Source organism: Pseudomonas sp. LBUM1659 (assembly GCF_059716045.1).
This window is the reverse complement of the sequence record NZ_CP166797.1, coordinates 2,774,650-2,789,783: the sequence shown is the minus strand read 5'-3', so window position 1 is coordinate 2,789,783 and position 15,134 is coordinate 2,774,650. Positions and strand designations below refer to the sequence as shown.

The 15,134-nt window shown below is 54.8% G+C and carries 12 protein-coding genes; 3 read left to right on the top strand and 9 right to left on the bottom strand.

What is annotated here, in order from left to right; translation table 11 throughout:
* Window positions 1-52: 52 nt before the first annotated feature.
* From ACA048_RS12675 to ACA048_RS12645, 7 genes are all read right to left on the bottom strand, one after another.
* The gene (locus ACA048_RS12675) at window positions 53-976 is read right to left on the bottom strand and encodes a DUF535 family protein (protein ID WP_497629413.1); all 924 of its coding nucleotides are present in this window, start codon (window positions 974-976) and stop codon (window positions 53-55) included.
* Window positions 977-983: 7 nt separating this feature from the next.
* Window positions 984-1,961, bottom strand: coding sequence for a glycosyltransferase family 2 protein (locus ACA048_RS12670; RefSeq protein ID WP_497629856.1), 978 nt, complete (start codon window positions 1,959-1,961; stop codon window positions 984-986).
* A gap of 5 nt (window positions 1,962-1,966) precedes the next feature.
* Window positions 1,967-2,491, bottom strand: coding sequence for a serine O-acetyltransferase (locus tag ACA048_RS12665; protein WP_497629412.1), 525 nt, complete (start codon window positions 2,489-2,491; stop codon window positions 1,967-1,969).
* Between the two features lie 8 nt (window positions 2,492-2,499).
* Window positions 2,500-3,456, bottom strand: coding sequence for a glycosyltransferase family 2 protein (locus ACA048_RS12660; RefSeq protein ID WP_497629411.1), 957 nt, complete (start codon window positions 3,454-3,456; stop codon window positions 2,500-2,502).
* Window positions 3,449-4,066, bottom strand: a complete 618-nt coding sequence (locus ACA048_RS12655) for an acyltransferase (protein WP_497629410.1) — start codon at window positions 4,064-4,066, stop codon at window positions 3,449-3,451. The genes ACA048_RS12660 and ACA048_RS12655 overlap by 8 nt, the downstream gene beginning before the upstream one ends.
* A gap of 102 nt (window positions 4,067-4,168) precedes the next feature.
* Window positions 4,169-5,665, bottom strand: coding sequence for a GMC oxidoreductase (locus ACA048_RS12650; protein ID WP_497629409.1), 1,497 nt, complete (start codon window positions 5,663-5,665; stop codon window positions 4,169-4,171).
* Window positions 5,666-5,995: 330 nt separating this feature from the next.
* Window positions 5,996-7,372: an oligosaccharide flippase family protein gene (locus ACA048_RS12645; protein ID WP_497629855.1), complete on the bottom strand. Its 1,377-nt coding sequence runs from the start codon at window positions 7,370-7,372 to the stop codon at window positions 5,996-5,998.
* 94 nt (window positions 7,373-7,466) lie between these two features.
* Between ACA048_RS12645 and ACA048_RS12640 the strand changes: the two genes are divergently transcribed.
* From ACA048_RS12640 to galE, 3 genes are all read left to right on the top strand, one after another.
* Window positions 7,467-8,984, top strand: coding sequence for an O-antigen ligase family protein (locus ACA048_RS12640; RefSeq protein WP_497629408.1), 1,518 nt, complete (start codon window positions 7,467-7,469; stop codon window positions 8,982-8,984).
* Window positions 8,985-8,989: 5 nt separating this feature from the next.
* Window positions 8,990-11,662: a glycoside hydrolase 5 family protein gene (locus tag ACA048_RS12635; RefSeq protein WP_497629407.1), complete on the top strand. Its 2,673-nt coding sequence runs from the start codon at window positions 8,990-8,992 to the stop codon at window positions 11,660-11,662.
* Window positions 11,663-11,725: 63 nt separating this feature from the next.
* Window positions 11,726-12,703, top strand: a complete 978-nt coding sequence (gene galE, locus ACA048_RS12630; protein WP_497629854.1) for a UDP-glucose 4-epimerase GalE — start codon at window positions 11,726-11,728, stop codon at window positions 12,701-12,703.
* A 50-nt stretch (window positions 12,704-12,753) separates the two neighbouring features.
* Here the strand turns inward: galE and ACA048_RS12625 are convergent, their stop codons facing one another.
* A complete protein-coding gene (locus ACA048_RS12625) occupies window positions 12,754-13,545 on the bottom strand; it encodes a CpsD/CapB family tyrosine-protein kinase (protein ID WP_497629406.1) in 792 nt (263 codons plus the stop codon).
* 11 nt (window positions 13,546-13,556) lie between these two features.
* Entirely contained in the window at window positions 13,557-15,122 is a 1,566-nt protein-coding gene (locus ACA048_RS12620) for a GumC family protein (RefSeq protein ID WP_497629405.1), read from the bottom strand.
* Window positions 15,123-15,134: the final 12 nt, after the last annotated feature.

The window sequence follows — 15,134 nt, the reverse complement described above, 5'->3', positions numbered from 1 at the left end:
GCGGTGATTTATTACTGCGGGTAATCCCACAGCGTCACAGTAACGTACAACGTCAATTCGCCGCATAGCAGCCTTTTAATACTTTATCCATGTTTGTAAACGTGCTATCCAAGAGTTCATAACGCCTGCGATACATGGCGCGTTTTTTTGAAGGAATCGTATCAAGCAATTTTTTAGATGGGGTCATGGGGATTTCAAAAAAATCCTCCCGCTCTGAAGGCGTCGCGCCATGTTCCAACCAGATCACATCATAATCCGCCGCCAGTTCTTGAGCTTTTTCAGCGCCAAAATAGGGATGCCGATGATGACGATAACCATCGCCTACTGCATAGATTTTTTCGACACCAATGTTTATTGCCAGATACTTGATTGCTTCAATCAAAAAACTTCTTGGCCGCAGACCCTCAAAGTCCTTGGTCAGGTCCCGATAAATGTTCAAGGACTTGTCACTTTCTATGCCTTTGTGTATCCCTTGGACTGCTCCAATAAAAATACAAAGCTCACCCTCTACGCAACATAACGTGAAGGCTATGGATGCAACACGCAGATCTCCCTGAAACAAGTTCAGCACCAACTCCCCTTCACGCATAAACCATACAGGACGATCCAACACCAACGAGCAGTCCGCCGAAAACTCCGACAGATCGCTTAATACCAAACTGTCATTACGCCCATAAAGCAGTAATTGCGGACAGTTCTTGATCACCACTTCGTAGTGCGAGGCCAATACACCCAGTTTATCCTGAGAATTCCAGGTTCTACTGATGTAGGGCCAATGAACAACCCCCAGGCAATCTCCGCCCAACCGCTCAACACCAGTCTTGCCAAGGGCCATCGACATCCGCGACAAAAACAACTTCAGTTGCGACCAGTTCTGCCCGACCAGATACAGTAACTTGATCTTGTTTTTCAGTGCCCTGACGGAATACCCGGCATGTATCGAAGACATGCTTTTCAATAGCTGCCAATTATTCATGGAAGTCTCACTTGTATTCGATCAACGCCGTCTTGCCGGCGCCGAATCTGTTCAGTAGAAACTTGGTTTGCCCTAGCATCTCGGGAAATTTCCCGAGCACCAGAAAGAAAGCCAGCAGCCAGTTTTTGCGTAACGATCCATCACCCCGACGAGCCAAGCGCGCCATTTGCAGCGGATAGATCGACAGCAGAAGCAGTCCACACCATCCCAGCATCAGGCTCGCGATCATCGTGGCCAAGGGGATGCCCAACCCCCAGAACCAGGCACGGCGCGACTCGCGCTGCCAATGCTGCTCCGGTGCGGCCCCATGCAAAAATGTGCCCTCGGCAAAGGCATAGCCACCCCGCAGGGTGCGTCGCCACCATTGGCCGAAACGGGTCATGCCTGCATCGTGCAAGGTCATTTCCTCGGCCAAACGCCAGACCTTCCATCCTTTGGCGCGCAGACGCAAACACAACTCAGGCTCTTCCCCGGCAATAAGATCCGCTCGGAAACCAGATACGGCAGCAAAGGCGTCGGCCCGCATCAGCGCATCGCCACCACAAGCCTTGGCCTCACCTATAGGTGTGTCCCATTCGAGATCACACATATAGTTGTAAATCGAATGGTGGGGAAAACGTTCTCGGCGCCGTCCACAGACCACCGCCACCTCAGGCCGCGCATCAAGAAAGGCCTGGGCCTGGGGCAACCAGCCAGCGACAACCTCGCAGTCACCATCGACGAACTGGATATATCGCACCTGCGGCAATTCCCGTTGCATGCAGGCGAAACCTTCATTGCGCGCGCGCGCAGCCGTAAAGGGAGTCGTCATATCCAGCTCGACCACTCCGACGCCAAGCTTCAGTGCCATCTGCACGGAGCCGTCGGTTGACCCGGAGTCGACATAAACAACCTTCTGCGCCACACCGATCAGTGAGGCCAGGCAGCGCTCAAGCCGCAGGCCTTCATTGCGACCAATGATAACGACACCCATGCCGGTCGCCATGACGTTCAAGAGCATTCCCTCACTTCTGCGCCATGCCTTGTCTTGATGGTCGCAGGCACGCCCACTGCGACCGAATTATCCGGCACATCCGTCAATACCACGGCATTGGCACCAATCACCACGTTATTACCAATGCGAATATTGCCCAGGACCTTGGCCCCCGCACCGATGTCAACGTTGTTGCCGATCACCGGGGCAATCGGTTCATTCACATTCTTCAGCCCCACGACCACGCCATTGCGAATGCGACAGTCATCGCCAAACTGCGCATAACCACTGATCACGATCCCGCCAAAATGATCGATGACGAAGTTGCGTCCAACCGCAACCTCACACGGCAACTCGATACCGGTGACGATCTGGACGCACTTGAAGAGCACTTTGTATAAAAAGGAGAAAATTTTGCGTAACGGCGCTGGTCGCACACCGTAGCGCCAGCGTCCGAAGCGATAAACCAACATCACCCAGAAACCCTGAGCGGCCCAATCACCGGCGTATGCGCGCAAGTCCGCACGTATGTTTTCGAACATGGACTGATCTACCGTGTAGGTTGGCTAGCGAGTCTGGTTTCACGTAGCAGTGCCCAGGTAGCACGAGCATGCTGCCAACACGCGCCTATGGCAGCCCGACCTCGGCCTTTCAATAATGCCTTGAGCGCCAGAATCAAATCACCCAGGCTCACCAGCCCCATATGCAAGGCCAGCCCTGCCAGGCCGTGGTGCTTACGGAAATACAACAGCTCGCTTTCAATCTGTAATGTGGATAGCTGGCGACTGGCCGCATTGAGCGTGTTTACTGATTTGGCACTTTCGCCGCCGATATGCACCACTGTGGTATGCGGGTAGTACACCACCTTCCAACCTGCCTGTTTGACTCGTTTGCAGTGATCAACCTCTTCGTAGTAAAGGAAATAGCGCGGATCGAACAAGCCAACTTTATCGATGACTTCACGGCGGATCAGGTAATAACATCCTGGCACCCAGTCGCACTCGCGCACTGAATTATGATCCCAGGTCATGTCGTCGACCTTTTTCACCCAAGGGAAAAAGCGTGTGAGCCCTGCGTGTGCAAGGAAGACGTTCAACGGTGTCGGAAAATAGCGACAGGAGGGCTGCAGATCCCCCTCTCGTCCGACTAATCGAACGCCAAGGACACCGCAATCAGGATGGGCCTCCATATATTCGAGCGTCTTATTCAGGGTATCCGCCGCCACGAAGGCGTCGGTATTGAGAAGTAGCGCGTAATTGCCTTGCAGGTGCTCAATCAATTGATTATTGGCGCGACCAAAACCAACATTATTGTCATTGACCAGTTGCAATGCCTCTGGACAAATACTTGCCAGACAGTCCAGTGAATTATCCGCAGAGGCGTTGTCCACGATTAAATAACGCATACGCTCGGCATGATCTGACTGACGCAGCGCATTAAACATCGGCCGCAACAAAGTCGCTGTATTGTAACTAACGACCAATACATCAAGGTCTGCACTAACCATTGGATTGCTCACCAAAAAAATACTCGGCGCGCATTGCGCGAAGCTTGGACTCTAGTTCATGGTCATATACACCCTCGCGCTGCTGGATAAGGTCAATCCAAGGATAGGCGGCGCAACGCTCCCCAATATTCTTCACCAACGTCTCCATCGTACAGATAACCCTGGCTGGATTACCTCCAACCACTACTCCAGGCGGAACATCCCTTAATACAACAGCGCCAGCAGCCACAACCGAATCCGGACCAATAGTTACGCGCGGCATGACGATAGCGCCATGACCAACAAAGGAGTTAGCGCGAATATCGACGCCGCCAACAGAGTCGAACTTTGTTCCGTCACGCGCGTTAATTACATGGACAATGCCATCGTGGCCGAATATTGTGCAATCCGATAAACCTACATTGTCGCCGAGTCGAAGCATCGCCGGGTCGGTGATATTACATCCGAGATTAATCCATACGCCTTTACCGATGGAGTGTAATCCTCCCCAGCGCGCCATATGCTCAGCCCATTCATATCCGTCCGGTTTACATAACTTTTTATAGAGTGCGGTTCCGCGTCCTGTAGTTTTGGCATAATGAGCAATTGCACGCTTTAGTAGACCAATCATCCTGTCAGCCTCAAAAAACCAGCGATATACATCCGGGCCAAGGTTAGAGACACCCTGATTCTTGTTTTATCCGCACCCTAAGAATAGACCCCTCCTTTAAATTCAACTCGGAAAATCCAAAAAAACGCCTGCTCCGGAGTACCTGCCCACCGCAGGTCCCAGTTGGTGGTTAAGGTAATCCGCCAGCCTCAGCGCAAGCTGCAGGAGAGGCATCGTAGGGTTAGACGCACCACCTGTTGCGAAAACACTGCTACCGGCGACGTAAAGGTTCTCTACACCAAACACTTTGCAGTTTTCGTCGACCACGCCGAACTCAGGCGAAGACGCCATTCGCGTGGTGCCCATGTGATGGGCATGGGGATTGACCTTCAGGGGCAGGGAGTCGTCGTAAACGCACTCCTCCAACTTGACGTAGCCCAGACCGGTCTCAGCAAAACACTTGGCCATTTCAAGCCCGATGGACTTGATGGTGTTCCTGTCCTCCGGTCTCAGCTCCCAGTGAACGTTGACCTTTTTCACCCCTAACATATCTCGCTCTTCAAGCACCGAGATACGACTGTCAGGGTTGGGAAACTGTTCAATCAGCGTGCCGAGCACCCCATCGCCTGGGCACTCGAACTTGGTGATGAACTCAATCTTGTGCCCCACACCGATATCGCAGACGAGGTTCTCGAAAAAGTCCTTCACTGCGGCCATACGCCCATAGGCTTTCACTTCCGATACCAGGGAAGCCGTCACGTTGCCTTTACCTGAACGGTGCTCCCTGACGAATGCATCGGTGGTGAAGTACTGCCGCACATCCGTACTCTGCCCGTCTCTCAGGATGAACGTGCCCATTTCGACGTTCAGGTGTTCCATGAAGCATCGACCGACAAAACCATCCTTACTGACTATACCGCCCGCGGCAAGAGACTCACTGTTGAGCAATTGCCGGGCGTTTTCGATCGCGCCGGTCGCCAGTATGAATTGTGCTGCCTTGATACGTTCGCGACGCGGCTCATAGTCCGAGACGACGATCGTCGCTATGCGGCCGGTTGCGCTGTCGAATTCAAGATCAACGCAGTTGCAATTGATGAAGACATCAAGCCCGTCGGTCTCATTGAGCTCCTTGGCATATTTTTGTGCAAATCGCGTCGGCGGGCTGAGCAAGAAACGATCGGCTTCAAATTCGTCATCGTCCAGAGCGACATTGATCGTCTTGAATCCAGACTGCGGAGGAAGGTCAACAATATCCATGGCCGCGAGCAGATTGCGATCCATCTCGTTAAACGCGATGGGCCAACCGGGAATGTTCACCGGAGGGCCTGCGGCAAAGTCGGACCGCTCGAAGGGACGGCATCGCCCGGCCCAGTGATTGGAGGTCCCACCCAGAAAGCGCAGGCGTGTTTCCCCTGCGTAGACTTCAAGGCCTGACGATGTGCATTTATAGAGATCCTGCGAATTCTGCGAGTATTCGTGCCCACCGCCCTCGATAAGCACAACATGGCGACCATTACCGGCCAAGCGCAATGCCAGCGTTATGCCGGCCGGTCCGCCGCCTATGATGCAGACGTCATAGAAGTCGCGGAGTTCTTTCTGCGATTGGTAGTCTTTGATCATGCTTGTGCCTGCCGAAAATGGTGGGCAGGCAGTACCCATCCGTTGATCACGACAAACTCGGACTTAACAGCAGAAGGCCGAGGCACGGCTTCGGAAAATCCGAATATGCCCCACCCAAGGCTCAATAGCGTGAACGCCTGAAGGAAGCCTCTGCGTCCCATCGCAGAGGTTTTCAAATCCGTTTCTCTCATGACTCAAAGCTCCCCCACATCAAGATTGCGCTAAAAATTCACCTGGCCATCGAGGACACAATTTTTCGGCATCACCTTCAACCGCTCAATGGCGACGCCGTTACTGCAGCTTTGAAAACAGCCAGAGAAAGCGATCGAATCAAAGCCATTTAGCAAGACCGGTCATCAACTCCCCACTCAAAGCCCCCACCGCCAGCATTGGCAGCACTACCAGTTCACGCTTGAGACTGAACATCCCCAGACGACAATTGACATAAAAAACCAGGACGAGCGTAGGAAACGTATACAGGGCAGCGCCCCAAATCGCATATTTGACTCCGCCAATCGCTAGCAGCAGAGGCAGCAGCACCCATAACGAAACCACGCGAATGATATTGTCCATGGCTTGGTACTTGGTGTGTCCCAAGGCGATCCAGACCTGATGCGCCAACATATAACGCATGGTGAAAAAAGACAGTGAAAGAATAGCCATCATGTCGCCAGCTTGCGCATAACGCTCATCGTACAAAATGCTGATGAGCAGCGGACTGCCGGTTAAAAACAGTCCACAGACGAACAGGCAAGCAAGGTCGAACATCATTTTGAAGCGGTAATACAACGAATGCAGCCGAACGGTGTCATTGACCCTTGAGGCCTCGCTGAACGTCGGCAAGGCTACGGCGCCAATCACCTTTTGCATCCCCAGTTGGAGAGCGCCCAGAATCAGCACCGCAATGGAGTAGGCACCCAATTCGGCGGCCGACATGCTGCCACCAAACCAGATGCGGTCGCCGTACATGGACAATACACCCACGGCCGACGACAACAGTATCCAGCGACCGAAGACGACCAACTCCTTCAGCGCATCCCGTTCCCACTGGAGACGGTTGGACGGGCCCTCGAACCAGAAGTGGCCCAGCAGCGTGCTGACCATCGCTGCCACCAGACCCGCTGCCACCAATGACCAGACAGACCGGGTGAAGTAACCGACGACGAGCATGACCAACAACCCGACGATCTGAGATAAAAAATCGGTTAAGACCACTTTCTTTTGTTGGAAAGCGCGCACTGCCAAATCGATTTTCGTCGACTGCAAACCGTAGAAAATGGCAGAGATGCCGGTCAAGGCCAACACCAGCGGCAGTTCGGGTGCGGCATAGGTGGAATCGGCCGGCCAAAGATTGAACGTCTGCGTAAGCCAGGCGATGCCCGCGATCAGCAGCGTAAAAGCAAAAAGAATGAAACCGCGTACGATCTGCACCGTCCACACAGTATTGAGAAAAGCCGGATCGTCGCCACGCGGGCTCTGGATGATGTTCTGGCGCAAGCCCACATCGGAAAGCAAGTGCAAGACCACCGAAACGGTGGTGGCGATCATCATGAGGCCGAACATTTCGGGCATCAGCAGGCGGGCCATGATGAGGTTGCCACCCAAACGAATGGCTTGAGAGGTGACAAGCGCCCCCAGATTCCAGGCACCCGCGGATATCGCTCGCTTGCGAAGGCTCAGCGTTGGCGATAAATCGACTAACGACATAACATCAACCTCGAACTCACTGGCATGAAACATACTATAGTCGCAATTTGCCACCCCATTGCCGTCGCTCAACAATCAATAAGTCCAAATACCCATGCCTGAGCATTTCCGCGCGCTAATCGTAATCCTGGTCCTTGCTGGCATCGTTTTTGTCATCGCACGCCGACCGGCAGCAGATGTGATTTCTGATCGTAATTTCACGCGACGGCGTAATTTATGGTTTGTGTTGACGCTATTGGCCTTTGTTTCACACAGTTTCTGGGTGTACGCGGGCATCACCGCGGTCATTTTGACCGTCGCCCGCAAAAGCGAACGCAATCCCGTGGCGCTATTTTTCTTTTTGCTGTTTCTCATTCCGCCGGCCCCGGTGGAGATTCCCGGCTTCGGCCTGATCAACTATTTTTTTGCCCTGAACCAAGTGCGCCTGCTGGCGCTGTGTGTGTTGCTTCCGGCATTTTTCGCTCTGCGCAAGCGCGCCGACACGGTCACTTTCGGGCGCACCTGGCCTGACAAGCTGTTAACCGCCTACATCCTGTTGATGAGCATGCTTTACCTGCGTGAAACCACGATTACCGATACGTTGCGCCAAACGCTGTATCTGTTCATCGAAGTATTTTTGCCCTACTACGTTGCCAGCCGGGCGCTGAAGAACATCAACGACTTCAAGGATGCGCTCTTCGGTTTTGTCCTCGCCGCCATGTTGCTGTCGCTCATTGGCCTCTTTGAGTTTGCTCGCAGCTGGCTGCTTTACAGCGCCCTCACCAACGTCATGGGCATGCCATGGGAGTCCAGCTACCTGACCCGTGGTGGCTCCTTGCGCGCCAGTGTCACCACCGGCCAGGCCATCGCGCTGGGGTTCGTCATCAGTGTGGGCATCGGTTTTTACCTGTACTTGCAGGAGGAGATTCGTAGCCGATTGCAGCGCAGCCTGGGTTCACTCTTGCTCCTCGGCGGTCTGCTTGCGCCACTGTCGCGCGGTCCCTGGATCGGGGCTGCCGCGATGATCGTTGTGTTCATTGGTACCGGACGAAAAGCGCTCAAACGCCTGATGCTGCTGGGGGTGGCCGGCGTCCTTGCCCTACCCTTTCTGGCCATCGTGCCGGGCGGGCAAAAAGTGCTTGATCTGCTACCGTTCATCGGAACGGTGGAAGTCGAGAACATCACGTACCGGCAGCGCTTGATCGATAACGCGGTCATCGTCATTCAGCGCAACCCTTGGCTAGGTTCTTTCGATTACCGCAGCTCTCCGGAAATGCAGTCCATGACTCAGGGCCAGGGAATTATCGATATCGTGAACACCTACATCGGCATAGCACTTTCGACCGGCTTGATTGGATTGACGCTTTTCGTAGCTTTTTTCGCCAGTGTCTTGCAGGGCATCCGCAAGGGAATGCGTTCGTTCCCCGACAAGGACAATGAGAGACGCCGACTCGGCCGTGCACTCCTGGCGACATTGGCCGGCATCCTGATCACCATCGTGACGGTCAGCAGTATCACTGTAATTCCCGTGGTGTATTGGTCGGTAGCCGGAGTGGGCGTCGCCTATGCTCAGATGGCGCGCGTGCGCAAGCACACCTCGACCGCCGTCAGCGCCCAACTTCAACTCCGGTAAAACCCATGGCCCCTTTGCTCCGCCCCCCCCTGCTCCTGTTGCTCCTGTCGTTTGCTTTTTTGCCGTTTCGCAGTTGGGCTTCGGATTGGGTCGCCAGTGTGGATGAGCGTAGTGGCCTGCCCATGCTCGTACGCGGAGGCAGTCCCGCCCTTGCCAGTGCATTGACCTTCTGGGACAAGGGTTGGGCCTGGACCTCAATGGCCGGCCAGTTCAAGGTCAATGCGCCCTATCGCTACTCTCTGGTGGGCCAGAACAAAACCCTCGATTTCGACTTGAATGCGCAGATCCAGAAAGAAGGCGAGCAGACGCTGACCTGGAACGTCGCCCTGAATGCACACAGCGTGAAGTCGGGCGTGATAGGAGGTGGCATCGTATTCAGATTCGACCCTGCCCTTTTCGCAGAAATGGGCCAGCCCACTTTGCTACCCGCCAACCGCGGCTGGTCTTGGGGAACGGCACAAGGACGACACATTGAAATGCGCTTCGAGCCGGCTCTGGAAACGGTGTATTTCGAGCCAGGCGATAAATCCGAGGTGCGTGCTTTTTTCTACAAGAACACGATCAAACCCGGCCGCCAAAATGTCACCGCCACCTTGAGTGTTTCCGGCGATGTGGTTCTCGGCCCCACCACTAACGAACGTTTCGGTCTGGCGGACCCAAAAAGCTGGCCGACCGACACGCTCGGCTGGAAATCCTCGCCGGTCGATCTGTCCTTTCTCAATGCTCAGGAAAAACCGGCGGGCAAGCGCGGTTTCGTCAAAGCGTCTGGCGAGCAACTGCTGTTCGCGGACAACACGCCGGCGCGCTTCTGGGGTACCAACCTGTCGGCCTATACGCTGTTTCGCACGCCAGACGATGCCATAAAACTGCAAGCCAAACGCCTGTCGGCATTGGGCTTCAACCTCGTACGACTGCATCACCATGACTCTCCGTGGGTCTTTCCAAACATCTTTGGCGACGGCAACGTCATACGGGACACCCAGCAGCTCAGTGCGGATTCGCTGAAAAAGCTCGACTGGTGGATCAAGTGCCTGAAAGACGAAGGCATTTATGTATGGCTCGATATGCACGTCGAGCGCGCCTTTACCGCGAATGACAATATTCTTGGCTTCGAGGAGCTGCCAAAAAACAGTAAAGACGGCGCCGACCTCAAGGGCTATGCCTATGTGAACGTCACTATTCAGAACGCGATGAAACGCTTTGCCGAAGCCTACCTGACGCATGTAAACGCCTTTACCGGCCTCGCTTACAAAGACGACCCGGCGATCGCTGCCATCCTGCTGACCAACGAAGATGACGTCACAAATCACTATGGCAACGCCCTGCTGCCAGACAAGAAAGTCGCAAAACACAGCAAGATTTACATGGCCGAAGCCGAGGCGTTCGCAACAAAGAACAATCTGCCGGTCAATCAGACCTGGCGTTCCTGGGAGCCTGGCCCCGCAAAATTATTCCTGAACGATTTGGAGCAACGCTTCAACGTCGACATGATCAAGCACCTGCGGGAATTGGGCGTGAAGGTCCCCATCGCCACGACCAGCAGCTGGGGCGGTAATGGCCTGAGCTCGTTGCCGGCCCTGACCGCTGGCGACTTGATCGACGTCCATAGCTATGGAGGTTCTGGGCAGCTGGAGAAAAACCCGCTGATCAGCGAAGGCATCGTCAATTGGATCGCGGCAGGCCACGTCGTCGGCAAACCCGTGACTGTCACCGAGTGGAACAATGAGCCCTTCCCGACACCCGACCGCCATTCACTGCCACTGTATATGGCCGGCACGGCCAGCCACCAGGGTTGGGATGCGCTGATGCAATATGCCTATAGCCAGGAACCGCTAACGGGCGAATGGATGACCGCCGACAATTGGCACGCCTATAACGACCCGGCGATGTTGGCCACCCTGCCCGCCGCCGCGTTGCTATATCGTCGCGCAGACGTTGAAGAAGCAAAGACGACTTATGTTTTTGCGCCGACAACGAGCACTCTGTTCAACCAGAAAATTACCCCGGCCAACGCTGTTCTGCTGCGCACAGCCATGGAGAAAGGCAAGTTGGAAATCGCGATGCCACAGACGCCGGAATTGCCCTGGTTGCAACCGAGCGTTATTCCAGCCAATGCACTGGTATTTCAGAATCCTGACCAGTCGTTGCTGGATGCCAATGCCAACGAGTCCACTACAGATACCGGTGAGCTCAAGCGCAACTGGAAACAAGGCATCTACACCATCAACACGCCGCGCACCCAAGCCGTTACCGGCTGGATCGGCGGTGAGTCGATCAGCCTGGGTAACATCCGGGTCCAAGTGAAGACCGCCAATGCCAGTGTGGTGGTGCAAAGTCTGGACGAGGCACCCATAAATCGATCACAGAATCTGCTGATTTCGCTGGGCACCCGCGCCCTGCCTCAGGACGACGGCAAAACACCTTTCTATGTCGAGCCCCTCACGGGCATGCTTACCATCCAGGCGCCGCAAGGTTTGTCGCTGTTCACCCAGATCACCGGGTCAATGAGCAAGCTGCCCGCCACCTACGTTGATGGCCGCTATACCCTCCAGCTTGACGGCCTTCAGGCGTCGAACTGGTTGTTTTTGAAAAAAGCCGACACGCCAGCTATAACCTCTGGCAGCATACCGCCAAGCCCTGCAAAAAAAGCATCATCCAGCGCATCGGCGACTCAATAGCGAACGTGACGTTTAGCCGGATCGCACTTGCTCAGCAATCGCTTCCAGGAGACGGAGATCAGGATGAAATTTTTGGTGGTGGGTGGCGCGGGCTACATCGGTTCACACATGGTTAAACATCTGCTGCGTGCGGGCCACCAATGGGTAGTGGCCGATAACTTTTCAACAGGCCATCGCCGCGCGTTGATGGATGGGACTGTGGTCGAACTGGACATCGCCAACACACAGGCGCTGGACGCCCTGTTTGCGGAACATCACTTTGATGCGGTGTTCCACTTTGCCTCATTCATACAGGTAGGCGAGTCCGTCTCCGAACCTGCCAAGTACTATCAAAACAACTTCTGCGCAACCCTGACGCTGCTGCAAGCCATGGTGCGTGCAGGCGTTAAAAGCTTCATTTTTTCTTCGACCGCCGCCGTCTATGGCGACCCGATTTATGTCCCCATCGATGAGGAACACCCCAAGGCACCGATCAACCCTTATGGTCGCAGCAAGTGGATGGTGGAGCAGTTGCTGGAAGATTTCGATCGCGCGTACGGACTCAAGTCAGTCTGCCTGCGCTACTTTAACGCCGCTGGAGCAGACCCGGAGGGCCAGTTGGGTGAACGCCACGAACCGGAAACGCACCTGCTGCCACTGATCCTGCAAGCGGCTTCCGGCCGGCGTAAATCCATCACTGTCTATGGTCGCGACTACGACACACCGGACGGCACCTGCATTCGCGATTATGTCCACGTTGCCGACCTCATCGCCGCTCACGCACTTGCGCTGGATTATCTGCTGGAAGGTGGCACAAGCACCGCATTCAATCTTGGCAACGGTCAAGGGTTCTCGGTGCAACAAGTGATAAACACCGCACGCAACGTCACCGGCCAGGCTATTTCCGTGAGCGACGCCCCACGCCGCGCCGGCGATCCACCCCGTCTTGTCGCAGACCCTCGAAGGGCCAATGCACTACTGGGCTGGCAACCGCAATTTGCCTCGCTTGAACAGATAGTGACGCACGCCTGGCATTGGGAGCAGAAGTATCCCTGGCAATGAAGGTCGGCGCTGACGAATAACGCCAGGCGCCGCGGGGTGACGCACTACTACTAGTAATAAGAGCGGTTCTGGTGCTCGCCTTTGTTCAGCACCGTTCCAATCAGATTGGCTGTTGCCAGATGATGCAGGCATTCCTCGATTTCTTTCGTGCTGTTCGCACCGTTAGCGACCACCAGCAGCACACAATCGAATTTGGGCAGGACGGTGATCACATCATCCGAGCTTAACAGCGGTGGCAAGTCGAAAATCACTATGCGTGAGGCGTAGCGCTCGCGAAGGTCGCTGATCAAATCGCTCACGACGGGCGACGACAGCACCTCAGTGGAAAGAGGAATCGGCTCTCGTGTTGGCAGGACCACAAACCGTGGCAAGGTCGGATTGACCAGCACATCCTGTAGCTCAGCTTTACCAGAGAGAAATTCGTTGAACGACGTTTCCATCGCAAGCCCCAGGCATGAGCCCACCTTCGGTCGCCGCAAGTCGAAGTCCACCAATAATGCCGTCTTGGTGGTGTGATGCGCGATGCTCATCGCCAGGTTGATCGCCATCACTGTTTTGCCTGCTTCCGGCGTCGGCGAAGTGATAGCGAGCGTGCGCCAGCCATTTTCCTCCATGGTTCTGAGAACTTGCGTGCGCAGTAAATCGAAGGCCCCACCCATATTCGAATTCTTGTTGTAAGCCACGATGCGGTTGCGCTCAAGGTGCTCTGCCTGCAAAGGTACAACCTTGGTTTGTACATAACTGAGGGCATTGAGCGTTGCAGGCTGCCCGGACGAAGAGATTACGAGACTTGACGAAACCTGATGCTCGCCTTTTTCATTCGCTGGCTTGATTATTTCCATAACTGTATTCCTTATCCAAACCGGGCCAGAGCCTTGAACAGCAGAAGATCCAGAGGCATATAAAAGTAGTGCACAAGCACCAGAAGACTCGCGATCAACACGAGGCCTGACAGGATCAACAGTTTCCACAACCGCTTGCGACGTGCAATTTCCGCCCTGGTATGAATGTAGGGAATGGTACCCAATACGCGCCGGCCCAATACACTTGCCAGGGCTCTTGAACCGCGCACGCGCTGATTCATCATCTCCAGGAGCATTACCAAAGCGCCGGTGCCCACAGGGGCAAGAACAAAGCCCATGGCAACGACTTTTTTACGGTTGGGCTTTATCGGTTTCTCAGGCACCAGCGGCGCTTCAAGAAGAACAAAACGTTCGGCCTTGTTTTCCTGTTCCAGGCTTTCGGAAATCTTTGCCCCCATTTCCTTGGTGCGAATCTCCTCATATTTTTTACGAGCGTTATCATGGTCACGCATCAATGTGACCAAGCCGCGCTCGACTTGCGGCGTCTCAAGGATTTGCGCTTCGTAGACCTCTATCTTGCGTAGAATTTCGTTCTTTTGATCGCCCAGCGACTTGATACGAGCCTCTGAGGCGGCGACCCGAGCCTGAGCCTTGGCAACATCCAGACTGACCGCGGTGGCTGCACCTTTACCTGCTCTTTTGTCCGCCTCAAGCGCATCAATTTTGCGTTTGACGGCGCGCACATCAGGGTGGGCTGGCGTATACAGCGCCAGCAACCGAGTGTACTCCGCCTTCAGACCAGGCAGGTCCTGGGGCTTATCGGCTGCCGCGCCTGGCGCCCCGGGCTTGGTCGCCACACCGGCACTGGCTGCGGAAACCTCCAATTCGTTAAAGCGCAATTCCTCACGCGCCGCCTTGTAGTCTCGGTCGACCTCTTTAAGCTCGGTCTCGGCGCGCGACAACATATTCATGCGCAATTCCTGATGCTCAGGTAGTGCGTTGCTGTGCGCCTGCTTGAAGTCCGCCAAGCGGTTCTCCAGGGTTTCCAGTTCAACCCGCAGCTTGTCCGCTTCCTGCGTCAGAAATTCTGTCGTTTCACTGGCTCGCTCGGTGCGCTGCTTGATGTTTTCATTCAGAAACAGCGTTACCAGTTCGTTGGCAACCTCGGTCGCGATCTCAGGCTGCTTGTGTTCAAAACCAACGCGAAAGGCAATGGTCACTTCTCCACGCCCTTTAACGGCCGCACTGACCAGGGAAACGGTAATCGCATTGCGCATTTCATCGATTTTCTCGGTAAGGCTCAACTGGCGGCTTTGCGAAGAAAAAAGATTGTATTTGCTGATGATTTCTTCCAGATGCTCGCGGGTCATTACGCGCTGGCGAATGACTTCGATGCGCTCATCGGCAAAGGTGTTGTTGTTCGCGGCAACCAGGTCCGGCGAAATCTGCTGAGACTCGACCAGGATCGTGCCGGAGGACTCGTAGACGGGGGGCATCGACATCGCGACCAGCACGCCCACGCCGAAAATGACCGCGACACTGATGATGACCAGGACGGCACGGTGCTTGAGGATTGCAATGTAGTCGGCGATCGACATTTCGTATTCAGAGGTCATAAATACTCACAC

Coding starts and splice junctions, on each gene's coding strand:
- ACA048_RS12675 (WP_497629413.1), bottom strand. CDS start 976: ATGAATAATTGGCAGCTATTGAAAAGCATGTCTTCGATACATGCCGGG.
- ACA048_RS12670 (WP_497629856.1), bottom strand. CDS start 1,961: ATGGCGACCGGCATGGGTGTCGTTATCATTGGTCGCAATGAAGGCCTG.
- ACA048_RS12665 (WP_497629412.1), bottom strand. CDS start 2,491: ATGTTCGAAAACATACGTGCGGACTTGCGCGCATACGCCGGTGATTGG.
- ACA048_RS12660 (WP_497629411.1), bottom strand. CDS start 3,456: ATGGTTAGTGCAGACCTTGATGTATTGGTCGTTAGTTACAATACAGCG.
- ACA048_RS12655 (WP_497629410.1), bottom strand. CDS start 4,066: ATGATTGGTCTACTAAAGCGTGCAATTGCTCATTATGCCAAAACTACA.
- ACA048_RS12650 (WP_497629409.1), bottom strand. CDS start 5,665: ATGATCAAAGACTACCAATCGCAGAAAGAACTCCGCGACTTCTATGAC.
- ACA048_RS12645 (WP_497629855.1), bottom strand. CDS start 7,372: ATGTCGTTAGTCGATTTATCGCCAACGCTGAGCCTTCGCAAGCGAGCG.
- ACA048_RS12640 (WP_497629408.1), top strand. CDS start 7,467: ATGCCTGAGCATTTCCGCGCGCTAATCGTAATCCTGGTCCTTGCTGGC.
- ACA048_RS12635 (WP_497629407.1), top strand. CDS start 8,990: ATGGCCCCTTTGCTCCGCCCCCCCCTGCTCCTGTTGCTCCTGTCGTTT.
- galE (WP_497629854.1), top strand. CDS start 11,726: ATGAAATTTTTGGTGGTGGGTGGCGCGGGCTACATCGGTTCACACATG.
- ACA048_RS12625 (WP_497629406.1), bottom strand. CDS start 13,545: ATGGAAATAATCAAGCCAGCGAATGAAAAAGGCGAGCATCAGGTTTCG.
- ACA048_RS12620 (WP_497629405.1), bottom strand. CDS start 15,122: ATGACCTCTGAATACGAAATGTCGATCGCCGACTACATTGCAATCCTC.